Source organism: Flavobacterium seoulense (assembly GCF_000695795.1).
GTDB lineage: Bacteria > Bacteroidota > Bacteroidia > Flavobacteriales > Flavobacteriaceae > Flavobacterium > Flavobacterium seoulense.
Window position 1 is genome coordinate 1 of record NZ_JNCA01000003.1, and the last position, 26,567, is coordinate 26,567.

General features: G+C 32.3%; 22 protein-coding genes. 11 read left to right on the forward strand and 11 right to left on the reverse strand.

Going from position 1 to position 26,567, the window contains the following annotated elements; all coding sequences use genetic code 11:
- Positions 1 to 209: 209 nt before the first annotated feature.
- From FEM21_RS01940 to FEM21_RS01965, 6 genes are all read right to left on the reverse strand, one after another.
- Entirely contained in the window at positions 210 to 3,035 is a 2,826-nt protein-coding gene (locus FEM21_RS01940) for a glycoside hydrolase family 2 (RefSeq protein WP_035657154.1), read from the reverse strand.
- Between the two features lie 133 nt (positions 3,036 to 3,168).
- Positions 3,169 to 4,737 carry a sialate O-acetylesterase gene (locus tag FEM21_RS01945; protein WP_035657156.1) on the reverse strand — a complete coding sequence of 523 codons (1,569 nt, stop codon included), beginning with the start codon at positions 4,735 to 4,737 and terminating at the stop codon, positions 3,169 to 3,171.
- A gap of 61 nt (positions 4,738 to 4,798) precedes the next feature.
- Positions 4,799 to 6,232: a glycoside hydrolase family 28 protein gene (locus FEM21_RS01950; protein WP_035657158.1), complete on the reverse strand. Its 1,434-nt coding sequence runs from the start codon at positions 6,230 to 6,232 to the stop codon at positions 4,799 to 4,801.
- Positions 6,233 to 6,243: 11 nt separating this feature from the next.
- Positions 6,244 to 8,832, reverse strand: coding sequence for a glycosyl hydrolase 115 family protein (locus FEM21_RS01955; RefSeq protein WP_051627454.1), 2,589 nt, complete (start codon positions 8,830 to 8,832; stop codon positions 6,244 to 6,246).
- Positions 8,833 to 8,999: 167 nt separating this feature from the next.
- The gene (locus FEM21_RS01960) at positions 9,000 to 10,262 is read right to left on the reverse strand and encodes a hypothetical protein (RefSeq protein ID WP_035657159.1); all 1,263 of its coding nucleotides are present in this window, start codon (positions 10,260 to 10,262) and stop codon (positions 9,000 to 9,002) included.
- A 140-nt stretch (positions 10,263 to 10,402) separates the two neighbouring features.
- On the reverse strand, positions 10,403 to 11,182 hold the full coding sequence (locus FEM21_RS01965) for a response regulator transcription factor (protein WP_035657160.1): 780 nt from the start codon (positions 11,180 to 11,182) through the stop codon (positions 10,403 to 10,405).
- A 118-nt stretch (positions 11,183 to 11,300) separates the two neighbouring features.
- On the opposite strand from FEM21_RS01965, the gene FEM21_RS01970 reads away from it, so the two are divergent.
- Positions 11,301 to 12,065: a DUF1349 domain-containing protein gene (locus tag FEM21_RS01970; RefSeq protein ID WP_035657163.1), complete on the forward strand. Its 765-nt coding sequence runs from the start codon at positions 11,301 to 11,303 to the stop codon at positions 12,063 to 12,065.
- A gap of 75 nt (positions 12,066 to 12,140) precedes the next feature.
- Here the strand turns inward: FEM21_RS01970 and FEM21_RS01975 are convergent, their stop codons facing one another.
- Together FEM21_RS01975 and FEM21_RS01980 are read right to left on the reverse strand one after the other, a co-directional pair.
- Positions 12,141 to 12,836: an SIMPL domain-containing protein gene (locus tag FEM21_RS01975; protein WP_035657166.1), complete on the reverse strand. Its 696-nt coding sequence runs from the start codon at positions 12,834 to 12,836 to the stop codon at positions 12,141 to 12,143.
- 55 nt (positions 12,837 to 12,891) lie between these two features.
- Positions 12,892 to 13,530, reverse strand: coding sequence for a rhomboid family intramembrane serine protease (locus FEM21_RS01980; protein WP_035657168.1), 639 nt, complete (start codon positions 13,528 to 13,530; stop codon positions 12,892 to 12,894).
- A 115-nt stretch (positions 13,531 to 13,645) separates the two neighbouring features.
- Here FEM21_RS01980 and FEM21_RS01985 point away from each other — a divergent pair, with 115 nt between their 5' ends.
- The gene (locus FEM21_RS01985) at positions 13,646 to 14,530 is read left to right on the forward strand and encodes a lysophospholipid acyltransferase family protein (RefSeq protein ID WP_035657171.1); all 885 of its coding nucleotides are present in this window, start codon (positions 13,646 to 13,648) and stop codon (positions 14,528 to 14,530) included.
- Between the two features lie 19 nt (positions 14,531 to 14,549).
- On the opposite strand, the gene FEM21_RS01990 is transcribed toward FEM21_RS01985, so the two are convergent.
- Together FEM21_RS01990 and FEM21_RS01995 are read right to left on the reverse strand one after the other, a co-directional pair.
- A complete protein-coding gene (locus FEM21_RS01990; RefSeq protein ID WP_035657174.1) occupies positions 14,550 to 15,305 on the reverse strand; it encodes a hypothetical protein in 756 nt (251 codons plus the stop codon).
- A 78-nt stretch (positions 15,306 to 15,383) separates the two neighbouring features.
- Complete coding sequence (locus tag FEM21_RS01995; RefSeq protein ID WP_035657176.1) at positions 15,384 to 16,427, reverse strand: hypothetical protein; 1,044 nt, start codon at positions 16,425 to 16,427, stop codon at positions 15,384 to 15,386.
- A gap of 241 nt (positions 16,428 to 16,668) precedes the next feature.
- Between FEM21_RS01995 and FEM21_RS02000 the strand changes: the two genes are divergently transcribed.
- The 4 genes from FEM21_RS02000 (at position 16,669) to FEM21_RS02015 (ending at position 21,146) form a co-directional block, all read left to right on the forward strand.
- Complete coding sequence (locus FEM21_RS02000; RefSeq protein ID WP_035657179.1) at positions 16,669 to 17,184, forward strand: RNA polymerase sigma factor; 516 nt, start codon at positions 16,669 to 16,671, stop codon at positions 17,182 to 17,184.
- A gap of 58 nt (positions 17,185 to 17,242) precedes the next feature.
- Entirely contained in the window at positions 17,243 to 18,157 is a 915-nt protein-coding gene (locus tag FEM21_RS02005) for a FecR family protein (protein ID WP_035657180.1), read from the forward strand.
- Complete coding sequence (locus FEM21_RS02010; RefSeq protein ID WP_035657182.1) at positions 18,144 to 20,675, forward strand: TonB-dependent receptor; 2,532 nt, start codon at positions 18,144 to 18,146, stop codon at positions 20,673 to 20,675. Before FEM21_RS02005 ends, FEM21_RS02010 begins: the two co-directional genes overlap by 14 nt.
- A gap of 72 nt (positions 20,676 to 20,747) precedes the next feature.
- Positions 20,748 to 21,146, forward strand: a complete 399-nt coding sequence (locus FEM21_RS02015; RefSeq protein WP_035657184.1) for a DoxX family protein — start codon at positions 20,748 to 20,750, stop codon at positions 21,144 to 21,146.
- Positions 21,147 to 21,204: 58 nt separating this feature from the next.
- Here the strand turns inward: FEM21_RS02015 and glmM are convergent, their stop codons facing one another.
- Complete coding sequence (gene glmM, locus FEM21_RS02020) at positions 21,205 to 22,605, reverse strand: phosphoglucosamine mutase (RefSeq protein ID WP_035657186.1); 1,401 nt, start codon at positions 22,603 to 22,605, stop codon at positions 21,205 to 21,207.
- Positions 22,606 to 22,799: 194 nt separating this feature from the next.
- Here glmM and FEM21_RS02025 point away from each other — a divergent pair, with 194 nt between their 5' ends.
- The 5 genes from FEM21_RS02025 to FEM21_RS02045 all read left to right on the forward strand — a co-directional run bounded on the left by FEM21_RS02025 (position 22,800) and on the right by FEM21_RS02045 (position 26,534).
- A complete protein-coding gene (locus tag FEM21_RS02025; protein ID WP_035657188.1) occupies positions 22,800 to 23,423 on the forward strand; it encodes a TlpA family protein disulfide reductase in 624 nt (207 codons plus the stop codon).
- Positions 23,424 to 23,426: 3 nt separating this feature from the next.
- Positions 23,427 to 24,731, forward strand: a complete 1,305-nt coding sequence (locus FEM21_RS02030; RefSeq protein WP_035657190.1) for a sensor histidine kinase — start codon at positions 23,427 to 23,429, stop codon at positions 24,729 to 24,731.
- A 24-nt stretch (positions 24,732 to 24,755) separates the two neighbouring features.
- On the forward strand, positions 24,756 to 25,187 hold the full coding sequence (locus FEM21_RS02035; protein WP_035657192.1) for a response regulator: 432 nt from the start codon (positions 24,756 to 24,758) through the stop codon (positions 25,185 to 25,187).
- An 86-nt stretch (positions 25,188 to 25,273) separates the two neighbouring features.
- On the forward strand, positions 25,274 to 25,858 hold the full coding sequence (locus FEM21_RS02040) for an acyl carrier protein phosphodiesterase (RefSeq protein ID WP_035657194.1): 585 nt from the start codon (positions 25,274 to 25,276) through the stop codon (positions 25,856 to 25,858).
- 1 nt (position 25,859) lies between these two features.
- On the forward strand, positions 25,860 to 26,534 hold the full coding sequence (locus FEM21_RS02045; protein WP_035657197.1) for a DNA alkylation repair protein: 675 nt from the start codon (positions 25,860 to 25,862) through the stop codon (positions 26,532 to 26,534).
- The last annotated feature ends 33 nt before the right edge of the window (positions 26,535 to 26,567 follow it).

The window sequence follows — 26,567 nt, forward strand, 5'->3', positions numbered from 1 at the left end:
AAACTATTTTAATAAAGTATTTATAGCATTTAAAAACTTTATCTATTTAGTAAATTAAATGATGAATGTAAAATACGCTAAAAAAATAAAGGAATTTAGATATTTTTAAATAGAAATAGGCTGTCCAAAAATAATTTTCAGACAGCCTATTTTTATTAAATTATTTATTAACCGATGAATATTGTTCTCTGTTTGAGAATTTCTCTTCTTTACTTCGGTGTACCAAAAAAGAAATGAAGAGTACGTTCTTTAGCTTCATTAATTTTATTCAAATCACTTGATGGTCCAAGACCTTTAACAGCATTATTACTAACGGCGGCTTTAGAACCTATAGGCGGAATAGCATCCAGAAACGAAATATCTCCTGTAGGCAATACTGGTGTTTTACTATCGGCATTGATTCCATAAAAATCAAATAATCTTACAAACAAATCTTTGTCTGGAGAAGCAATGGTAAATCTTCCCATTTGTGTACTAAATTCCATCCATACAATATCTGAATAATAACCTTTGAACTCAGGATAAATCCATGGTGTACTTCCTGTTTCGGTATTATTATTGATGTTTTGATAAACATTTGTAGTTACTCCCTGCATGCGGTTTTTCCAGACACGACCTGGTCCCTGACCTAGCCATTTTACACTGTTTACCAATCCTTGCGGATAATTAAAACTAATTCCTGCAAAAGGATAACTACCATTTAAGGTATATTTATAATTCATTTCCAGCCATCCGTTAGTATGCATTTTCCAACGCACATAAGATAAATCGCCACTGTAATTAAATTCTACAATATAAGTATCCCCTTCTTTGAAATGCTTAATATTCGTTACCGTTGCATTTCCGCTGACCAAAACAGGACCATTTTCAAAAGGCAATTTCGGACTCTTATCATTCTCTAATTTGGTAATCATCCCAGTTTTAGTATCGAAACTTACGGCAATTTCACCACCTTTCACAGTAAGTATATTATTTTCTTCTTTAGCTGAAACCTCATCTTTTTTAGATACAGATACAGTCAGCAAAGTTGCTATTAAAGTTTTATTCGACTTAATTTTCCAGACCCAACGGTAAATTTCATTCTTATCAGAATCATAAGCTGTAACCGCCAGCGCATCATTATTCTTCCAGTCTTTTGGCAAACTTAACTGTAAATTTCCTTTGGCCGTTGGGTTAATATCAGGAGATTTAATAGTTCCTTGTTGATTTACAACATATCCCGACTGCATGTCATTCACACTTCGAAAGTTAATTAGTTCATAACTAAAACTACATTCCTTAAAATTGGTAAAATGATAACGATTTTCTACTGGGATTTCGCCTTTGAAATTTTCAGGTAACTCTTTTAACGTAATTCTAACTGGAGAATATATTTCTTTGATTGCATTATAACTCGCTTCTTTTTGACGATGCGGACCAACAACTCCATCAGCGGCATTATTGGCATTAACATCAACCATATTATTGAAATCAGTACGCGTAATTCCTTCATCGGCAAAGCTCCAGATGAAACCTCCACCACCATGTTTTCCATTCCATTGTAATTCCCAATAATCTGCCAAAGCAGCTGCAGCTCCTCCATCATGCATAGCGTGAAGAAATTCAGTTGGCATATGGATGTTTTCACTCTTTTCGCTCACTAATTCCTTAGTACTTTCATAACCTTCATAGTGATTACAATCGATACCGTTAATTGCATTTCCTGGTTTGTGATGTGCATGAATTACGGTTCTGTTTGATAAATCATATTTTGCAAAATCATCATCGAAGTCAAAATTATGTCCGCCTTCGTTTCCATTACTCCAAAAGATAATTGATGGATGGTTAGTATCTCTAATTACCATTTCTTTTACCAGAGGAGTTCCAGCTTGAGTACTGTATGCTTTTTGCCAGCCTGCTAATTCATTTATTACATAAAGTCCAAGAGAGTCGCAAACACGCAGAAAATTTTTATCCGGAGGATAATGCGAACAACGAACAGCGTTCATATTCATCCCTTTTATCAATTTTACGTCTAATAAATCAGCTTCAGGATAAGTAGCACGACCATATTCCGGCCACATCACATGACGGTTGATGCCTTTCATTTTTACTTTTACACCATTAATATAAACTCCGTCCAACTTTCTTACTTCGATAGTTCTGAAACCAAATTTATCCTCGGTGGTATAAATCGTATTATTTCCTTTTTTAAGATGTACTCTAAGTTTGTATAAATTGGGCGTTTCGGCATTCCATAACAATGGTTTTTGCACTTTTGTTTTGACAGCAATAACAGAATCGTTTGTTGTTTTTGTAACATTCGTTTCAATTATTTTTCCTTTAGTATCAATTATTTCGGTAACAATTTCAGCACTGGAAACAGCTTTGTTCAAATGCACATTCATATTGAAACTTCCATCAGCTTTTGCATCAATAGATGTCCATGAAATATTTTCTTTTGGAACGGCTTCCAAATAAACTGGACGGTAAATACCTCCAAAAATCCAATAATCGGCTAAACGTTCAGCGCCATTGATTGATTTATCAGCCGACATTTTACTAACTGTTACTTCTAATAAATTAGAGACTCCATATTGTAATTTATCACTAATATTATATTTAAAACGATAAAAAGCTCCCTGATGAATCCCTCCTGCTGATTTTCCATTAATCTTAACATCGGTATCAGTCATAGAACCTTCAAAAACAATATTTATTTCTTTGTTTTTCCAATCAGCAGGTACAGTAAATTGTAATTTATACAAGCCTTTTTCGTCAGCAAACTGAAAATTCTTTCCGTAATTTACATTATCTCTACCAAAGTTATAATTACCAAATCCTTGTTGTTCCCAGTTAGAAGGGACTTGGATAGTTGTCCATTTGCCACTATTACGACCTCCTGTACAAAAGAAATCCCAGTTTTTGGTATGCGTAGCATCGGTACCTGAAAGATATTGAATTTGTTTTTTTGCATTGGATTGGGCTATTGAATTTAAAGCACAAAGCAATAGCAAAGCAAAGTTGAAATGCTTAATTTTTAAAAATTGTTTCATTAAAAAAATATTTAGAACCTTAGTTCATTAATTCATTATTATTTGTTTCAAAATAATTTTTTAAAACAAAATTCAGATTAAGAAAGTGTTTGATCTATTTATAAAGTTATATACGCTCAATGGATTCCTGCTTTTACCAATTATCTGTTCTGAAATGAGATGTCCAAAGACCATCTTTGTTCATCAAACTGGCAGGAGGATTAGTTCCCCAGCAATAACGAACTGCAACAGGTTTTGTTACTTCGGGACTGGATACGATAATTTTTTCGCCTTTAATTTCAGCGTTTGCCGTTACCCACTTTTTATCTTCGCCGCAAATAGCAAAACCTGTCAGCTTATTATCTTTAGCCACCAATCCTTTGCCTACATGATCAAAACTTAATTCAACTGTATTATTATTCAGCTTGTAGCTTTTATACACAGGACCTGAATAATTTATTTTTTCGCCATAAGCCTTGGTTCTGGCAATTAAACCTAATCGATATCCAATAGCTTGTTTATTTTTCGGATGAATATTTCCAGGTTCATCGCCAGCATTTTCGATAGCGACTACCATTCCGGTATTTTTTACAGATAGATTTTGTAATTGAGCTTCGCGAACAGTCATCATAGATCCATCTTCAACCGGTTTTTGCATCGGCTTACCATAGTTAGCCAACTGAACGTATAAAAATGGAAAATCACCCACTTGGAATTTAGAACGCCAATTAGCGATAAGTGTTTCCATAATTTCACGATAGAGTTTAGCCGAAGGACCATTCGACTCGCCTTGGTACCACAATGCTCCTTTTATAGCATAAGGAGCCAGAGGAGCAATCATACCGTTATAACATACAAATGGATTGTGCTGATCGTTAGCCGGATTCGGATTACCAGGAGCTTTACGTACTTTGGCATTAACATCACCCGCTGCTGCCTGTGAAACCGCTAAATCACCTTTGAACTTTGCTAAATCGGTTCGGTATTTAGACATTATCACCGTACTATCAGCAACAAACTTATCCATTTTAGCAGCATAAGCATCCAAAAGAGGTTTTAGGTTAGGTTGTGCTTCTAATGCTTCTTTGCTAATCCAGGTCTCGGCCGTGCTGGCACCGTAAGATGAAGTAAGTAAACCTACCGGAATTTTATATTTCTGATAAATTTCACGAGCAAAAAAATAAGCTACAGCAGATTGATGCCCAATAGTTTCTGGCGAACACACTTCCCATTTTGCTACAGCATTCGTTTTTACAGTTTGTGAAGGTGTATATTCTACATCAAAAAAACGAATAAGCGGAAATTTGGCATTAGCAACTTCTTCGGCTTCGTTAGTTACTCCACACCAGTAACGGGTTTCTTTAGCAACTGTCATGTGCATATTGGACTGTCCGCTGCACAACCATACATCGCCCACATATACATCATTGTAGATAATACGGTTCTTACCGGAAATTTCCATTTTGTAAGGCCCTCCTGCTTTTTGTTTTGGAAGTTTTATCATCCAGTTACCATTACCATCAGCCTTTACGGCAACCGACTTACCATTAAGCGAAACCGTTACCGATTCGTTTATTGATGCCGTTCCCCAAACCGGAATTGGAACTTCACGCTGTAATACCATGTGATCATTAAACAAGCTGTTTGGTTTAATTTGTGCCATTATCAGGTTACTGATAAAAATCATCAGCATAACAGCTAAAATCGAAGTTTTATTTTTCATAATTTGATTAAATATATTTTAATTGGTTGAGTTAATTAGATAAAAGTTTAAAGTTGGATTTTTATTTTTTCTTATCAAGGTTGTACTTAAAAAGTTCTCCGTTAATAACAACATTTTCTAATTGCATGTTTTTTACATGGTCAATTTTCAATGGCGTTTTGATACCATTAAAATTACAATTAACCACTTTTAAATTTTCAATTGGAGATGCTTCGTAGGCATTAACCCAAATAGCATAATCGCCACCTTTTTCGACATTTAAGTTTTCTACCCAAATATTGCGAATTGTAGGTATAAAATCTCCCGGATTTTCATAAAACATATTGAAATGAATCGCCGATTCTCCATAACTTCCCACCTGAATATCTTTTAAAAATATATTTTCAATAATTCCTCCTCTTGAAGATGACGTTTTAACACGAAGCACTCTGTCAAGATTTTTACTATCCATTTTACAGTTAACAGCATAAATATTTTTAGCTCCTCCGGCAATTTCGCTACCTATTACAATTCCGCCATGACCATCTTTCATAATACAGCCTTCAATGATATGATTTTCGGCTGGCTTTTTATTTCCTCTTCCGTCTTCATCACGACCTGATTTGATAGCAATACAATCATCTCCGGTATCAAAATAACAATCCTTTATTAACACATTTTTGCAGGCATCCGGATCACAGCCATCAGTATTGGGACCATGAGATATAAATTGCACTTTTTCAAAAATCACATTTTCGCACATTACAGGGCTGGCAAACCACATAGGAGAATCAATCAGTTTTACTTCAGAAATCAAAATATTTTTGCAGTTATAAGGCTGAATCATATAGGGTCTTAAATAATGACCATCACCAAAAATTCGTTTCCTTGGGTCTGCCTTTTGTTTCATTAAAACATGCAGACTATCTCTGGCTATAAACTGATTAGGATCTCCTTTTTTCCATCCATAAGAGGTACGCCCTTTCCACGGCCACCAGTTATTTTTATCTGCATTTCCATTGATTGTTCCGCTCCCTGTGATGGCAATATTTTTTTCACCATAAGCATAAATTTGTGGTGAATAGTTCATACAGTCCATACCTTCCCAGCGTGTCAAAACAATTGGATAATCTTTAGTATCTCGTGAAAAAGTAATCGTTGCACCTTCGCTTACAACTAAGTTCACATTGCTTTTTAGATAGATAGGACCTGTGAGAAAGTTTCCTGTAGTAACTATTACTTTTCCTCCTCCAGCTTTATTACAAGTTTCAATAGCTTTTTTAAAAGCTTCGGTATTTTTAGTTACTCCATCGCCTTTTGCTCCAAAATCAGTTACTAAATATTCTTTATTTTTGAATACAGGAGCTTTAATCAATTTCTTAATTTGTTCCATTTCTTTCAAAGCTTCTTTTGAAGATGACCAAAATTTAGACTGTTCATTTTGGCTAAAAGCCATAAAACCAATAAAACAGCAAAAGAGTACAATGTTTTTTTTAAAATTATTTTTGAACTTCATTCTGTAACTTTTTATAATTTGTTAATATCAATTTGGCTTAAAGCCAATCCTGTATCTTGCAAATAAATACGAATTGTTGTTTGACCTTCTTTATCAATGTTAAATTTAATTTTTTTATCAACATATCCTCTCACCACACTTAAAGTCCAGTTTTTATCTTTCTTAGATGTATCAGCATCGACAAATTGTGGAACTTGCTGATTGATAACAACTGCAAAATTCAATTTACGTTCGTTATTAATTGTTTTTGTTGGAAGACTTTTAAGTGATAAATCATATTCTCCAGCTTTTAAATTTACAATATATTCAACATAAGGAGCTTTAGTATATTCGTCATTTTTAAATGACTTTCCTGTAAACGGAAAACGAGATATACTTTCACCGTTTAATCCTAATCCGTCAACAGTAATAATTTTTTCTGAAGCAATATCTAGCTTATTTTTATAACTAGAAGCATTTAAAGAAATTAAATTATCTGAATTTGCAGCTTCAATTGTAGTAATTACTTTTTCTATATATCTTCTGTCAAATGGCTGCGGATTACGTAACGAATCACTTAAAATCTCTGGATTTGCAATTTTAGGCATCGCATAAGTTTCCAAATTTCTTGGAGCGTGAGTAATAATGCCATCCCATTTCCCATTTTCTATTTCTTTATTGTAATGATGTGTTAGACTAATAATTTGTTCCAAAGCATTTTTTGCTTTTTGCGAATAATCTAAAGCTAATTTTTTATTGGTCTCAGCAACTTCTAAACTCATTTGGGCATAAAAGAATTTCTGATTCATTAATGCTGCTCCTTTCGCAGGATATTCAATTAATTCAAAATAAGCACTTTTAAGGTATTCCGGAATACGTTTTTTAAGTTTGTCTACTTTCGTTACCAAATCAACATAAGCCGCTAATCGCTTATTTTTAGCTTCAGCATCAAAATGTAACATTCCCATGTGTTCTGGTTTTCCATCTTGAGCTAATTGATAATACTGATTTTTAATCGCAGCAATTTCATTAGCAAATGCAGCACCAAATGTTTCTGTTGCCCAATGTTGAACGTATTGAATAGCATTTTCAGGTGTCCATTTTTTGGCATCCCAAGCCATGTCTAGAAAAAACTGAGTTTCTAATTCGGCTGGTTTGATATCTCCTACATTCACAACCCAAAATTTATCGGCTCCAAATTGATAGGCTTTTGTCATTTCATAAGATACCAAAGAAGGAGAATTTGTAGACAACCAAGTGTAATCATGAGGTCCGCCTAAGTACGAAAGATGATAGTAAATTCCGCTGGAACCACTTCTTTTTTGCTCTTCGGTATTTGACAATTGACGAATGTATCCAAAGTTATCATCTGTCCAAACCAAAGTCACATCATCCGGTACTTTCAAGCCTCCTTTATACAAATCTAAAACTTCTTTATACGGACAAAATATTTGCAAAGCATTTGTTGGAGCTCCAAAATACTTCGTAAAAAGGCTTCTTTGGTCACCAATAATATTTTCGACCAAATTTATTTTACCCTCTTTAGTTGTAGGTCCTGTAATTTCGCCATCACGCACACCACGCATTCCTACCGTGTACATAGATTCATAATTTTTAGCTTCATTTACACGATCTTCCCAATATTGATAAACTTCAGATTTATTGGTATCATAACGGTATTCTCCTGGTTTTCGACCATATTCATTTTCAAAATTATGCTGCCATTCAAAAGTATTACTGCGTAACATCATATCACAATGTGTCGATCCTATTACAATTGCATATCGATCAGCAACAACGGGATTTTGTTTGTAAAACCAAAAAGCTTTAGTAGAATCATGCATCGCAGGCCAGATTAAATTAGCTTTTAATCGAAGTAATAATTCGAAAACCTTAGCATAAGTTTTTGGACCAATATCTTTAATATCAGTATCCATATTTTTAGCTGCCCAAGGATGTAAACCCCAATCTTCATCATTGATAAAAATTCCTCTATATTTAACAGAGGGTTCTTTTGAAACAAATCTTCCTGGTAAAACATACAACTCTTTTTGCTGTTTTGGTTTCACATCAGCCCAGTAAACCCAAGGAGAAACACCTGATTTTTTAGAAATTTCGAATAAACCATAAGCAGTTCCTCTTCTATCGCTACCTGCTATGATTAAGGCTTGTTTTACACCAGACATCGGTGCATTAACTGTTGAAATACAATACGATTCCCATTTATTTTGAACAGCACTAACATCTATTTTTCCAGCTTTAATCAACTCATCAATAACTTTTGATTTTCCAATAGTTCCAGCGATAATCAAATAATCATCATTTTGAATCTGATGTATAATTTTGGATTCAGTTCCACTAATCAATTTAAAATCAGCTGCAACAGCTTTGGCAACAAGATTTACCACTTCAGCATCAGATTTATCAATAAGTATCGAAGGAACTTTTCCATTTTGAATTAATGGAAATCCTGATTTTGTTGCTTGAGAAACTATCTCTAATTGATCGGTTTTAGACTGAGCAAAGACTGTAACAAATCCAACACAGAAAAAAAATAGAAACGTTAAATAACTGACCGAATTTTGTTTTTTGAAAAGAGTAAATGATGGTTTAAAATTCATAACTACATTTGATTTGATTAAGATTTTTAAGTTCTGGAAAATGATTTTCCTATTCCTTAATTCAAATATAGTTAGCTGCTTTTTTTTAAAGCCTTTTTGGACTGCTCAAAGTCCGTCCAAAATTATGTACGTGATAGTAACACTGAAATTTAGACGATTATGGATTTTTAAAACGAATAATATTTTTTTCCGTCAAGCGAGCTTAAATCGCATTTTTTTATAAATCCGTTGTTTTCAAATTCAACAAAAAGCCCTCTTAAGTCTCCTAATGAAGCCGTATAAGTCGTTTCGTAAATAAGCTTTTCGTTGACAAACAAAGTGAGTTTTTTGTTATTATTGATAAGTTTAATAGTATTCCATTTTTTGAAATCTACCACAAAAGGAGACAAATTATGATCAGTTCCGTTTATGATTTTATCACTCACTATATTTGCAACTCTTGAAGTACAACCTGAGTTCACAAAATGGAAGCGAATATCATTTTCGGCACCCGAAACTTTAAAAACCAAACCATCACAAGACACTTCTTCTTTTTGTATCTCTTTCTTAAAAGTAGTTTCAAAAACAAAATTATCGGCAGTTTTCTTAAGCGGTGTATAATTACACAAACGAACAAAAAACGGTTGTATTGTATCTATATTGTGTATTTGTAATTCCCGGTTTGTGATCGTAAATAAACTATCCTGGTTTTTATTTGCCAAAAAAGCATAATAGCTTTTAGGAATAAGACGCTGTCTTTGAAAACATAAGGCATACCATTTTTCATAATTGGTAGTCACAAACACTCTTGCTTTTTTATATCCTTTCGTTTTATTGGTAATACTAACATCAAAAACGCCCGGAATAAAATAAGTATGTGAGAGTGTTTTTTCGTTTTCCTTTAAATAAATTAAAGATGTTTTGTCGCCAAAATCGATAAAAGTGCTATCCGAAACATTGGCAACATCAACAGAAAAAAAACAGGTTTTAGGAAGAATTCCTTCAGAAGCTGTAAGTTTTAAACTGACATCATCTGCATTAAAATCAGATTTTTTGAAAAATAAATAAGATGCAATTATTACCGACAAAAATAAAATTACAGCTAAAATTAGATTAGATTTCTTTTTTATGTCTGCTTTAAAAGGTATTGCTGAACTCTCAGAAGACTGATTTTCTGGAAAAGAATTATCATTAAATTCTTCTGAAACATCAAAACCTGAATAATCAATCAGTGCATCAAAAGTGGCTTTTTGTGGAAGGTAAAATTCATCAGTTGTTAATTTACCAAAAATCCGTTTCAAAGTATTATGACTAATACTTATTTTGGTTTTCTCCAAAATGGATTTACTAAAGTCGATATAATCGTTATGCTTCCAGCTTTCAGAATTTCCTCTTCCGAACTTTTCTTCACATTTTTTAATTATAACTTTAAGTTGTAATCTTTTATCCATTTCCTAAAAAAACATCTTACTATTTTATACTGTTGTTGCCTTAACAGCTATCCCTAAAAACAAATATACCTATGGAATCATTATCTACCAAAAAAATAGCAGTAATAGATTCCTTTAGCAACTTTTACATATATAATAAATTATAATGTAATAATTCCCATTACAACTGCTGTTTTCACGGCTTCGGCAGTATTAGCCACTTTCATTTTAGTTATAATATTTTGCCTGTGTCTGTAAACTGTATGTACTGCAATATGGAGTTTTTCGGCAATTTGTTTGCTTGCCATTCCTTTGGCTACCAAAGTTAAAATCTCTAATTCTCGTTGGCTTAAAAGGTTTTTATTACTGGTATTGTATTTTTCCTGAGCGATAATTTCGCCTGTTTGCACATCCATAATTTTTCCTTCAATTCCCGTACCGGGAGCTGAATCGGTTGCGGGAGCATACAAACAAAGCGCTAACCAAACGCTACCGTTAGGAAGACTTTTAACATAAATTGTCCGGTGATTGATATACGAATAATTGTCATCTTCATTTCGAACACGAATTCGGCTAAAAGTACTGTATTTACTGCGTTCGTTTTGATCAATGTCTTTTAGAAATTGAAAATAATTCAATTCTAAAACATGCCTTTCAATAATATCATCCGGATGAATTTTGCTAAAAATTGCTTCTTCAAAAGCAGAATCAATAACAGTATTTTCTGTTGCTAAACCAAATATTTTCCCGAAACTTCCTGAATAAATATAGCTGCAATTAGCCTGAAAATCAGAAAGCACAGCCACACATTGATCAATTCCTACATAAGAAGCTACCATTTGTTTGTAGATTTCAATATTTTCCTGTTGCTCAGCGACAAAATTTTGATCTAATAATGTTGCTGTTAATTCTTGCAAAATATCTTTATTGGAAATAATCATAGGAATAAATGGTTAATTTTAGGTATTGTAACAGGATGATAATTCTTATACGTTTGTATGGCTAAAATATCTTTTTTAACCGATTAAAATAAATTTAATTATAAAAACAATACTATTTATGAGAACAAAAATGAATGGCATAAGCACCTTATTATTAATTGCTCTTTTTGCTAACTGCGAAAATAAAAACAAAACAGCTGAAACTTCACCAGAAACCACAAGCGAAACTAAAACAACAGCAGTAGATTCGGCACGTGTAAACGGAACTGACTGCGATATTAGAATTTCAGGCATTCATTTTACAAAATCAATTAATGGCGCCGATACATTAACAACAGTAGATGCCTCTAATAAAATTACTTTTAAAGCGGGAGCTAAAAAAGATTATTTTTCGGATCCTAATGAAAAATTATCAAATAATACTGCTCCTATTCTATTATCAAAAATTGATAACAAAAAACCTTTTACATTAATTTCAAAAGTAACTCCGCAATTCACTCCCGAAGGTTTATATAATGCAGGTGTTTTATACATTTATGTACATGATAATTTCTGGCAAAAATTATGTTTCGAACAAGATGAAAGAGGAAAAAAACGTGTGGTAACGGTTCGTACCATTGGTACATCAGACGATAATAATCATGATGTTATCACTACGCCATCGGTTTACATGAAAATTTCTTCGGATACTAAAACCGTTGCTAGTTATTATTCTTATGACAAAAAAGAATGGCACATGGTGCGTTTGTATAAAAATAATTATCCAGCTGAAATTTGGGTTGGAATCAGTAACCAATGTCCTGTTGACAAAGGTTCGTTAAGTTATTTTGAAGATCTAAGTTTAGTTCAAAATAGTGTAAGTGATTTTAGATTAGGAAATTAATTTCCAAGTATAAAACAAATGAAAAAGCCAGTAAAAATAAATTTACTGGCTTTTATTTATGTATTTTTTTGAGTTTTATTCTAAAATAAAATTCACACTTACATTAGCTGTAATCGTTATTTCTCCAACAGCTAAAGTTTCATTGCTGGCTCCTACTGCATCACTTTCCATAGCCATCGTTTTAAATCTTGCATAAACCGGTTGCGGATTGTAACTTTGAGTATTATCAGATATTGTTATAGCATTTTTGACTTTTTGTCCTAAAACAGAAACATAATCTTCTGCTTTTTGTTTAGCATCTTTCATTGCTAATTTTCTGGCTTCTGATTCGTGTTGCGCTAATTTAGACGATTGGAAAACCACGTTATCAATTCTGTTAATTCCCTGATTTACTAAGCCTTCCATCAACTCATCATATTTATTTAAATCTCTAACGATAATTTCGATAGTTTGTGTAGCATTATAAGTAGTTTTCTTTTTCTCATAATCATACTGTGGATTTAAATTTACTCGTTGTGTACGGTAATCGGCTGGTGCCAAATTCATTTTTTTAAGCAACTTTAAAACGGCATCAATTTTATCGTCGTTTTGTTTTTTAACATCTTTAGCAACATTACCTTTTGTTTCTACCGTAGCCGAAATAGTTGCCTGATCTGGAATTACTTTTACTTTTCCTTCGCCGGAAACACTAATTTGTGGAACTTGTTTAATTTCCTGTCCATAAGACAAAGTCATAAACATTACTGACAAAAATACTATTACTCTTTTCATTTGTATAATTTTTATAGTTTTTAAAATTTCTAGACAATATTCAAAAGTTGTGCCATTAAATCTTCTTTAACTTTATTAAAATAAAAAGAAGAATGATAGGAATTGTTAACAAACTGACCATCAATGGCTGCAAGAAAATTAAATCCGGATAAACTAATAACGTAATTAAATAGCCGCCTATTGCCCCGCCAAAATGTGCTGTATGACCTATACCATCGTTTTTTGCTTTCATTCCGTAAATAGAATAAAGCAAATACAAAATTCCAAAAACATAAGCCGGCATTGGAATTATAAAAAAGATGCCCAGCATCATATCAGGCCGTAATAAAATTGCCGAATATAAAATTCCGGTTACAGCTCCAGATGCTCCTACGGCACGATAACCATAATCATTTTTATGCAAAAGAAGCGTTAACAAATTTCCAAAAAGCAAACTGGCAAAATAAATAACGATAAACAATACATCGCCCAAATAAGCACTAACCACTGGTGCAAAGAAATAAAGCGTAATCATATTAAAGATCAAATGCCCAAAATCAGCATGAAGAAATGCCGAAGTCAGCATACGAATTTGCTCTCCTGAACGGATGCTTCCTATATGGAATTCGTATTTTCTAAAAAAAGAATAATCATTAAATCCTTTGTAACTAAACAGTACATTAGCAATTATTATGGCTATCAAAAAGGTATTCATAAACAGTTTTTATAGTGAATGGTAAATATAACAATTCCTCCAGAAGCAATTAGTAAGTCTTCACACTTTATTATGGTTAGCCATTTTTGGTTTATATTTGCATAAAAAATATTGCATGCACTTTTTAGCTTATATAATTTCCTATCCATTTCTTTGGTTCATATCCATTTTACCTTTTCGAATATTTTATTGGCTATCAGATTGTATCTATTACGTTGTTTATTACATTATTCGTTACCGCAGGGCGACAGTAAAAAACAATTTAAAAATGACATTACCGCATCTTAGTGACAAAGAACGTCTAGTTATCGAAAAAAAATTCTATCACCATTTTTGTGATTTGTTCATGGAAATGACAAAAACCATGACCATTTCGCCCGAAGAAATGAACAAAAGGTTTAAGATTACCAATATCGAACTAATGAAAGAATATGAAGAAAAAGGCAAAAGTATCATGCTTTTAGCTTCGCATTATGCCAACTGGGAATGGCTGCTTTCTTTAAATTTACAATTTTCTTATCAGGGTGTAGCGGTTTATAAACGAATTGCCAACCGTTATTTTGATAAACTTATTAAAGACATTCGCTCGAAATACAATACCGAATTAGTTGCTACTGATAAAACCATTCCGTTGATGGCTAATAATAATCGAAAAGGAATCTTATCAGTTTATGGACTTGCAAGCGATCAATCCCCAAAAACAGTTCAAATTGCACACTGGGAAAGCTTTATGGGAATTGTAACTCCGGCACACATTGGACCTGAATTATTATCTAAAAAATACAATCTTAATGTGGTGTTTGCCAAAATACGAAAAGTAAAAAGAGGCTATTATGAAGCGACCATAATTCCTATTACCGATGATCCTAAATCATTACCTAATTACGAAATTATTCACCGTTACATTAAAGAAGTCGAAAAACAAATCTATGAAGCTCCTGAATATTATTTCTGGACGCATCGAAGATGGAAACATAATAAAAAAAGCTTAGTCGATTAAAACTAAGCTTTTTTTATTTTTATTTTCCTCCGTTGGCACGAAGATCAGCAATACATTGAGGATCAAGTTGCGGAACCACTCCTCCGAGTACATTTCCTGATTCAGATTCCCAATACATTAGGCAACTTGTTACCTTACAATGCCTTTTATGATCAGGATCTTCATGGTCAGATTTTAAAGGAGTTCCAATATTGGTCAATCCAAGAATATGTCCAAACTCATGAGTAATTACTGTTGATTCAAGAACCGTTCTGCTCGGTTTAAAAGCACTATTACTCATTTTTTGAATCGTATTTTCATAGATTACAAATGACGTATTTCTATAGGCAGTTCCTAAAACTACTGAAGTATTAGTATCTGTAGATGATTTTGCATCGGCAAAAAATGCCCAGACTGCAATTTGGCTTCCTTCATTATAATGAATTCTGTTATCATCTTCTATTTCAATAATTTGTGCTATTGAATAACTTTCATTTCCCGGAGACGGAATCGCTCTTTTTTCTACCGTAATTCCTGCTGATTTATTAACTCTATTATTTAAAAAAGAAACTAAATTATTAATTGCTGTTGTCGAAGGTTCAAAACCTTCCACATAAACTACTTCAATCAACATACTATCAAACTTATTTTCTGACAGTAAATCATTTGCCGAAGTACCTAATGCTCTTTTATTATTCGCTTTTACGACTCCGTTAGCATCTTCTTCGGTACTGTCTTTCGAACAGGAGATTAATACTAAAAAAGCTAAAGTGACTACAGCAATTAATTTTTTCATTTTCTAAATTTTAAAAACTACTTTTATTTGGTATAAATTAAAAACAAATTAATTATAAAAGCAACTAACGGTATTTAATTAGATTTGTTTTAATACCAATGTTATAGCACTATTGGTTTTACTTTGCAAAGTAATGGTTGAGTTATTAAAACTCGTTACTTTCCAGGCATTGTTAAACAAACTGAAATTAGTACTTCCGGCAAATCCAAATTGTAAATAAACATCTACATCCGAAGTTACACTATAAGTTCCTGTTGCAATAGTACTCAAGGCATTCATTGATTTTATTTTCCAGTCGTTAGCAAAATCAATTGTTGTATTCACATAATTATTAGCCAAATCAACTCCTGCATTAATAAATGAGTTTACTTTAAAAGTACCATTTACTAATATTTTTTCTAAATCTTCTTTTTTATCTTCGGCATCGTCCATTGCTTCTTCTACACGTAAAGCAGCATCAATACTTGCTTTCAATTCGACATCACTGCTTACTTGTTGCGTAGTTCCGTTAACAAGAGTAACTGAAATAGGATATTTTACTGAAAAATATTCGGTACTGCTAATATTAGTCATGTACGTATAAAGTTCTTTTTCGGATTTAATTACAACATTTCCAGTTTGAGTTAAACTCGCGTCATAGGTCAAAATAGTAATTGGATAATTAATATTTAATGACGAAATAGCGTTTTTTCCACTATCTTCAGCATCTTCACAACTATCTTCAATGGCATCATATTGTGCCTGGCTGGTTACTCTAACTTCGGTATAATCGCTCATTTTAATAGTTAAAGGAAATTGTAATACTACTGAATCATCATTAGTATTTAATTCACCCAAAATAGCTAAAGCCTGATCATAATTCAATTGGCTTGAAAAATTAATATCTATTCCGTTTACCTTAGCAGTATAAGGAAACACAATAGATGAGCATGAAGAATCATCAATAAAATCATCAAATGATCCATCATACATAGCTACCCGTTTTAAGTTAGTGGCAGTAGTTGAATTAGCCGAATTCGTATTAGGATTATCTCCCTGTACATCATCTACTTCACTCTGGCACGATGTTAATGTAAAAATTCCCATCAATGCAATTCCTGTAATCAATTTTAATGTTTTCATAACTTACAAATTTAAATATTTTAGTAATAGTTTATAATGACGATTTATTCGCATTTTCTATCAGTAAGACAAACCAAATCTTTTTTACCCTACCAAAAAAAATTAAAAAATTAAAAAAAAACGATAACAAATTGATTTTAAAAACTATAACTAAACACAAAAAACAGATTTTAGATAAAATATACAGAGTAAAGAAATTTAATCTAATTTTACAAAAACCCTAACCAACACTAAAACAGTAATGAGTGAGAAAAATAAAAATCTTTGCGAAGAATCTCATTTTAGCGAGTTTTACATAAACAATGTGCAATCGGCTACTAATTTTGCCTATTACAAATCAGGCGATAGCGATGCCGCTTTAGATCTTGTTCAGGAAGCTTTTGCTAAAATCTGGGAAAATTGTTCTCAAATTGATTTCTCTAAGGTTAAAACCTATTTGTTTACCACAGTAAATAATTTATTTCTTAATACGATTAAGCATCAAAAAGTGGTAATGGCTTTCGCCAAAGAAACGCCTTATCACGACCAGACAAATCAAAGTCCCGAATATATTTTAGAAGAAGAAGAATTTAAAATTAAACTCCAAAATGCCATAGCATCATTGAGCGAAGCCCAAAGAGAAGTTTTTTTAATGAACCGAATTGACGGAAAAAAATACAGAGAAATTGCCGAAATATTAGGTATTACTCAAAAAGCAGTCGAAAAAAGAATGTCGGGAGCTTTAAAAATCTTAAAAGAACAAATCGAAAACATCTAATTAACTGAAAGGTAGGGTAAAAAACCGTTCAGTTGTCTTATCCCTATAGCGAGAAATCATGGAAAAGGAAAAAGAAATAGTAAAATGGCTTGATGGCGAACTTTCGACTCCCGAAATCGAAGATTTAAAACAATCTAAAGATTTTAAGAGCATCGAAAAAATTGCTCATTACGCCTCGCATTTAGCAACTCCAAAAGTAGATGCGCAACAAGCTTTGGCTGCTTTAAAAAACAGAAAACTAACTAAAAAATCACCTAAAGTAAGAAACTTAAACTTTAGTGCTTTTTATAAAATAGCGGCTGTTTTCCTGATTGCATTAACGTCGGCTTATTTCTTATTTTACAATACTAATCAATCTTTTGAAACCGGAATTGCACAAACTACAACGTTCCAGCTTCCGGACAATTCTGAAGTGATATTGAATGCTTCCTCTAAGGTTGTTTTCAATGAAAAAAATTGGAACAAAAAAAGAGATTTAACACTTGAAGGAGAAGCTTATTTTCAGGTGCAAAAAGGAAAAACTTTTAGTGTAACTACTACAGATGGTGTGGTACAAGTTTTAGGAACGCATTTTGACGTGAAACAGCGCAATAATTTCTATGAAGTAAGCTGTTATGAAGGATTAGTAAGTGTAACCTATAACGGAAAAACAGTAAAATTACCACCCGGAAAAACCTTTAGGGTAATCAATAAACAAATCGAAAACGTAGAAGATTTTGATGCTCAACATCCATCGTGGTTACAAAAAGAATCCAGTTTTACCCGTGTTCCTTTACATCAGGTTATTGCCGAATTAGAACGCCAATACGATATTAAAATAGAAACAAAAGAAATCGATACATCTAAGCTTTTTACAGGAAGTTTTACACATACTGATCAAAAAATAGCTTTAGAAGCCGTTACAATTCCGTTACAACTGAGTTATAGTATCAAAGGAGAAAACGTAATATTCTACAAATATGCAGCTCAATAAATGGATTATTTATTTGCTAATAGTCATTGGAAATTATAGTCAGGCACAACAAAATACTACTAAAATTCCTTTAAGTACTATTATTAAAAGTATTGAAAAACAATTCAATATCAAATTTTCCTATGCTGTTGAAGATATTGCAACAATTAGCATCGAAAAGTCAGCTAAAGAACTAAATCTTCAGGAAACAATTGCATATTTGAACTCAAAAGTACCGCTTGATTTTAAAGCCTTAAATGAACGCTACATCACCATTTCTAAATTAAATAAAAACGTTGCTGTTTGCGGAGTAGTTTTAGATGAAAATTCGAAAGCGATACTTTCCAGCGCTTCTATTCGAATAAAAAACAGCTTCGAAAAAACTATTGCTTCAAGTAATGGCAATTTTAATTTAACGAATGTTTCTATTGATGCCACGGTTATAATTTCGTATTTGGGTTATGAAACCAAAGAAATCCTGGTAAAAGAATTATTTTCGGGAGATCAAAACTGTAAAAATATCTTTCTAAAACCTACCAAAGAAGAACTAAATCAGGTATTAATTCCTGTATTTTTAACTTCTGGATTACAAAAATCGATAGACGGAAGTACGGTTTTAAACACGAAAAAATTTGGCATTTTACCCGGATTAACTGAACCCGATATTCTTCAGTCCATTCAAACGCTTCCAGGTGTGGAAAGTAGTAACGAAAGTATTGCAAATATCAACGTGCGCGGCGGAACAAACGATCAAAATTTAATGCTTTGGGACAATATTAAAATGTATCATTCAGGGCATTTTTTTGGATTAATTTCGGCTTACAATCCTAATTTGACTAACAAAGTTGTGGTTACTAAAAATGGAACAAGTGCCGAATATAGCGATGGTGTTTCGAGTACGGTAAATATGAGTACCAATAACGAAATCAGAAATAAACTTGCGGCTGGCGGCGGAATCAACCTGATTAGCGCTGATGCTTATATCGAAATTCCATTAGCTAAAAATCTAGAAATAGATCTTTCTGTTCGACATTCGATTACTGATTTTGTCAACACGCCAACTTATACCAAATATTACAAAAAAAGTTTTCAGGACTCGGAAATTAAATTAGATAATTTAGAAACTAATACTGATTCTGATTTCAATTTTTATGATTACACTGCTAAAATCTTATTTGATTTGAATGACAAACATCAGTTTAGAGCGAATCTCATTGGGATTACAAATGCTTTGAATTATGCTGAAACCAATAATAGTGACCAAAACCAATCTAAAGCAAGTTCGCTTTCGCAAAAAAACATAGGTTATGGTGGTAACTGGAAAGCACAATGGACTAATAAATTCAGTAGTCAATTAAGCACTTATTTTTCAAGATATAATATTGATGCAACTGATTATCGTGTAGCAACAGATCAGCTTTTAACAGAAGCCAATGAAGTTTTAGAAACCGGAACTAAATTAAATTTATATTACGATGTTAATCAAAATATGAAACTTTTAGCTGGCTATCAATTCACCGAAACAGGAATGCTTAACCAGACCAGAGTAAGTTCGCCGTTTTTTTCCAGTACTAAAAAAGATGTTTTATTAAATCATGCGGCATTTGCCGAAACAGAATACAACAAAAACAAAACCTATCTAAGAATAGGAATGCGTGTGAATTATTTTCAAAAATTTGAAAAAGTATTATTCGAGCCAAGAATTAATTTCAGGCAGGAATTTTCGAATCAATTAGCATTAAAAATTGAAGGCGAATTTAAAAACCAAACCACCACCCAAATTATCGATTTTGAAGATGATTTTCTGGGTGTCGAAAAAAGACGCTGGCAAGTCGTCAACAATAAAGACATTCCAATTGCTAAGAGCAAGCAGGCTTCTCTTGGACTTGAATTTCAAAAGAATAACTGGAATGCTGAAGTAACAGGATTTTATAAAATTGTAGATGGAATCACAGCTTCCAACCAGGGATTTTACAATAATTTTCAAAACCTAAATGCAAATGGAAGTTATACTGATACTGGAATTGAATTTTTAATTAACAAAACCACTACGAAATACAGTACGTGGTTAAGCTATACTTTTAGCAATAATAATTATGAATTCGAGAGTTTCACGCCATCAACTTTCCCTAACAATGTAGATATTCGCCATTCCGTTACCCTTGGTTTTAATTATGAAATCGTGAGGAATTTAAAGATTTCTGTTGGAGGAATTTGGCACAATGGCTTACCCTATACTAAACCTATCGAAGGAGATGAAACCGTTCAAAATGGTAATAGAACCTTTGTCAATTATGATGCTCCAAATAGTCAGAACTTAAATGATTTTCTGCGTATTGATACTTCATTTAGCTATAATTTTAATTTTACTCCAAAATTAAAAGCAAGTCTCCGCGCTGGTGTTATTAACCTAAGCAATAAGAAAAACTACATCAACCGCTATTACAAAGTAGATCCAGATAATACCGAAAAAGCAATCGAAGTAAGCAACCGATCCCTAGCTTTTACACCGAATGTAAGTTTTAGAGTCAACTTTTAAAAAGCTTATTATTTTTTTTATAAATATTGAATATATTTGAATCATATTTTTTATTAATACTAAATTAAAATTATGAATAACAACATCAATTTAGGTCTTTTGATTCTTCGTCTTCCAATAGGAGGATTAATGCTATTACACGGAATTGCAAAATTTGGTCATACTGCAGGAATTGGAGGTATGTTGACTGAAAAAGGATTACCCGCTTTTCTTTCGTATGGAGTTTACATCACAGAAGTTTTAGCTCCTATATTAATCCTTATCGGATTCAGGACAAGATTAGCTTCGGCAGTATACGTTTTTGGAGCTTTGTTTGCGCTATTTTTAGCACACAGTTCAGAATTGTTTGAATTAAGCGAACATGGTGGCTGGAAGTTAGAATTATTAGGCTTGTATATTTTTGGTGGTTTGGCTCTATTCTTTACAGGAGGAGGAAAATTTGCCGCTTCGACAACCAATAAATGGGATTAAATAAAAAAGCCCTTTCAAATTTGATTTTGAAAGGGCTTCCATTTTTTTATTAGAAAAATTAAATTCCGGCAACTGCTTTAATTTCATCTATAATACGTAATGCCAAAGCATCTGCTTGTGCTTGCGAAGGCGCTTCGGTATAAATACGAATAATCGGTTCTGTATTTGATTTTCTTAAATGTACCCATTCGTTAGCAAAATCAATCTTTACTCCATCAATAGTCGTAATATCTTCGTTTTTATACTTTTCAGTCATAGCAACTAAAATCGCATCCACATCAATTTGAGGAGTCAATTCGATTTTATTTTTGCTCATATAATATTCCGGATAAGAAGCTCGCAATTCAGCAACACTAATCTTTTTGTTTGCCAAATGTGTCAGGAACAAAGCCACTCCTACCAGACTATCACGACCATAATGAGACTCAGGATAAATGATTCCGCCATTTCCTTCACCACCAATAATGGCATTGTTCTTTTTCATCAATTCTACTACATTCACCTCACCTACTGCACTGGCTTCATAACTTCCATTATGAGAATTTGTCACATCGCGTAATGCACGGGAAGATGACATATTAGAAACGGTATTTCCTGATGTTTTGCTCAGCACATAATCAGCCACAGCTACCAATGTATATTCTTCACCAAACATTTCTCCGTCATCGCTAATAAAAGCCAAACGGTCTACATCCGGATCAACAACCACTCCTAAATGCGCTTTTTCTTTTACAACCAGTTCGCAAATATCTGTCAAATGTTCTTTTAAAGGTTCCGGGTTATGAGGAAAATGGCCGTTAGGTTCGCAGTATAATTTTACAACTTCAACCCCCATTTGTTCTAATAATTTCGGGATAATCACACCTCCTGAAGAATTCACTCCATCAACAACCACTTTAAATTTAGCAGCTTTAACTGCATCAACATCTACTAAAGGTAAATTCAATACTTCATCAATATGAATATCCATGTAAGCATCGTTTTCGATAATTTCACCTAAACTATCTACATCTGAAAACTCAAAAGCTTCAGCTTCGGCAATTTGAAGAATTTTTTCGCCTTCTACTCCATTTAAAAACTCTCCTTTTTCGTTAAGCAATTTCAAAGCATTCCATTGTTTTGGATTGTGAGAAGCTGTTAAAATAATTCCACCATTAGCTTTTTCTAACGGAACAGCAACTTCAACTGTAGGTGTAGTTGATAGTCCTAAATCAATAACATCAATTCCTAAACCTATTAATGTATTTACAACCAAATTATGAATCATTGGTCCCGAAATACGAGCATCACGACCTACAACTACTTTTAGTTTTGTTTCTTTTACAACTGAATCCTGACTGTTTTTTAACCAGGTTCCATAAGCCGAAGCAAATTTTACAGCATCAACCGGAGTAAGATTATCACCTACTTTCCCTCCAATAGTTCCTCTAATTCCTGATATTGATTTTATTAATGTCATTTTTATTCTATTTCTTTTAAAGTATTATTCTGATTTTTTTTGTTTCCAAATATAGCAATTTGAAAATAAAATTTGCATCATAAACATTACAAAGAAAAATACTATTATTTTTATTAGTTTATTTAATAGTTTTTTAGTTTGTCAATTTCTAATAAAGAATATCTTTGCCGATTAAAATAAAAAACAATGTGATTATGACTAAAAAATTACGTATCTATTTTATTACGATATGGTTAACAGGAGTAATTGCTATTGTTGGTTGGACATTTTGGAGTACTGAGTATTTATACAGCCAGCCTACACCTGTTCCTAAAACTTTTAAAGAAGTTCCTAATGGGACATTTATAGCACTCAATGATGATATTAAACAAAAAGTTGGTAAGCCTATATTAATTCATTTTTTTAATCCAGATTGTCCTTGTTCACGATTTAATATGAAACATTTTAAATCTTTAGTAAAAAAATATGATAATCAAATGGATTTTGGAATTGTAGTTTTATGTCAAAAAAGAAAATATACATCTGATGACATAAAAGAGAAGTTCGATTTAGATTTACCTATTACTTTTGACAGCTCTTTAGCAGATAAATGCGGCGTAATTTCTACCCCCCAAGCCGTAATTTTAGATCAAAAACAGCAAATTTATTTTAAAGGAAATTATAACAAAAGTCGCTATTGCACTGATACAAAAAGTGATTATGCAAAAATGGCTATTGATTCTTTATTAAATAAAAACACTAATCCTAAGTTTAACAATCAGGCACATGTTGCCTACGGATGTTCGTTACCATCTTCAAAAATTTGTAAAAAAGAATAATTAATGGAAAATATTACCACTCCGGAAAAAGCTGATCTAGCTTATATAGAAGGATTTGAAGCAGATGTTAAGACGAAATCAGATCAATTTATCAATTATTTTTTAATTGCCTTTTTCGTTATTGGTTTGCTTTTAGCAATGGTATATGACACCTGGAAAGTAGCATTAATAATAAGTTTACCACTATTGTCTGCTTATTATGTTACTAAAACTTTACTTCCTAAATCTAATTTATACCAATACGTCCTGAGTGCTGTATTAGGTATTTTCATGGCACAATTTATTTACCAAATGCACGGAATGTTTGAAATGCATTTCTTTGCATTCATTGGCAGTGCTATATTAATTACTTATCAAAACTGGCGTCTTCAAATCCCTATTGCAATAATTGTAGTACTTCACCATGCTATATTTGGTTATTTACAATATCTGGGGAATGATGATATCTTTTTTTCGCAACTGGATTATATGGATTTGCAAACCTTTTTAATTCACATATTACTGGCAATAGTTATTTTTTTCCTTTGCGGATTATGGGCGCATCATATAAAAGAATATGCTAACAAGCACATACAACAAAATTACACTTTAGGAAAACTGCAAAAAAACGAAGAACAAAATAACCTGTTACGTAAAACAAATCTTGAGCTCGACAAATTTGCATACAGTGTTTCTCATGATCTTAGAGCACCATTACTTTCAATGAAAGGAATCATAGATATTACAGATATGATGACCGATGAAGAAATAACAAAAAAACACATGGTTATGCTTCGTGAAAGTGCTGATAAATTAGATACTTTTATTACTGATATTCATAATTACAGCCGTAATTCCCGTCAGGAAATCAAGCTTCAAATGATTAATTTTGATGAATTATTAAATGGATTAAATCAGCAAATGGCATATATGAACGGTACCAGAGCTGTTGATATTCAAATTTTAACTGAAGGAAATGACGTTTTTATTTCTGATAAATATCGGGTGCAAATGGTTTTAAATAATTTAATTTCTAATGCCATTCGCTACCAAAAAATAGAAAATGAAAATCCGTATGTGAAAATTAAAGTCAAAATAAATTCTAAAGATGCTGAAATTTCGATAGAAGACAACGGTATTGGGATTGAACAGGAAAATTACCATCAAATTTTCGAAATGTTCTATCGCGTTTCAGACCAATCTAAAGGTTCCGGACTAGGCTTGTATATCGTAAAAGAAACTGTCGATGTTCTAAAAGGTTCCATATCATTAACATCTAAAAAAAATGAAGGAACCACTTTTCTGGTAAAATTACCCAACAATAACTAAAATAGATTTTCAAAATTTTATAGTATGTCAAATAATCAATTCAGACCCTACGATCTTGTTTTATCAGTTGATGATAACCAGATAGACCGCTATATTTGCGGAACAATCGTAGAAAAATATAATTTTGCAAAGCGTGTAATTGAATTTGATATGGCTACAAAAGCCCTTGAATATCTTCATGAAAATTTACACATTCCTGAAAATATTCCTCAAATTATTTTTCTGGACATTAATATGCCTATTATGTCGGGGTTTGATTTTTTGGAAGAAATATCAAAGCTTCCGGTCATTATCCAGAATACTTGTTGTATTGTAATGCTAACATCGTCTGTGAATCCAAACGATTTAGATCGTGCCAATAATAATTTTATTGTAAAAGATTACATTAGTAAACCGCTTAATAAAGAAAAACTAGATGAAGTTGAAATTGTATTTAATTCTAATTTCAACAGATAATCATCAAAATAATATTTTAAAAACGGAATACGTTAACATTCCGCTTTTTTGTTTGTAGTTAAAAATTTTAGCCCTATTTTTAAACTATGAACTTTTTAGCCCACATCTATCTTTCCGGAGACAATGATTTTATAAAAATTGGCAATTTTATGGCCGATGGCATTCGCGGAAAACAATTTGAAAATTTTCCTGACGAAATTCAAAAAGGAATTCTGCTACATCGGGCCATTGATACTTTTACAGATGCTCATCCCGTTTTTAGAGACAGTACTAAACGATTACACGAACGTTATCATCATTATGCCGGTGTAATTGTAGATATTTTTTACGATCATTTTCTGGCTAAAAACTGGAACAATTATTCGAATGAAAATCTCGGAGACTATGTTGCTCGTTTTTACCAATCCATGCATACTCATCATGATTTACTTAGCGAAAAAGCCAAAGGAATGCTTCCGTATATGGAAAAACAAAATTGGTTATTGAGTTATCAAACTATTGAAGGAATTCATCAAATTTTGACTCAGATGGATCGCCGTACAAATAATAATTCGAATATGCGTTTTGCTTCAGAAGAATTAAAAGAATATTATCCTCAATTCGAAAAGGAATTCACTATTTTTTTTGAAGCCATTCAGGTTTATTGTTTATCAAAACTAAAAACACTTTAAAATGGCATTTATAAAACAATTAGAAACTGCTTTTCAAGAAAACAGCAATGCGGAAAATGCTTTTGCTATGTCTAAATACATGAAAAACAAATTTCCTTTTTACGGCATAAAAACAACTGAAAGAAGATTGCTTTTTAAAATGATTTGGAAACAAAACCAACAAGAAGTTGCAGAAAATACAAGAGCAATTGTTTTAGAACTTTATAAAAAAGAACAAAGAGAACTACATTATTGCGCTATCGAAATTCTAATAAAGGAACTCAAAGGAAAATATAAAAAGGAGGATATCAAACTTATTGAAAAACTCATTATTACAAATTCCTGGTGGGACAGCGTAGATACCATTTCGAAATATATTTTAGGCGAATATTTATTAGTACATCCATTGGAAATAGAAAATACCATAGAGAATTTTTCAAATTCGGATAATCTGTGGCTCAACCGAAGTGCCATTTTGTTTCAATTAGGCTATAAAAAACAAACCGATTTTGAATTATTAAAAGCACTTTCTATTCAACATCAATCGTCTACAGAATTTTTTATTCAAAAGGCAATTGGATGGGCTTTACGCGAATATGCAAAAACAAATCCGGAAGCCGTGAAAAATTTTGTTTTAGTTAATAACTTAAAGCCTTTAAGCCGAAAAGAAGCCCTTAAAAATTTATCTTTTGCTTAAAATAGTAGTAATTTTGACCCTTTAAAATAGCAA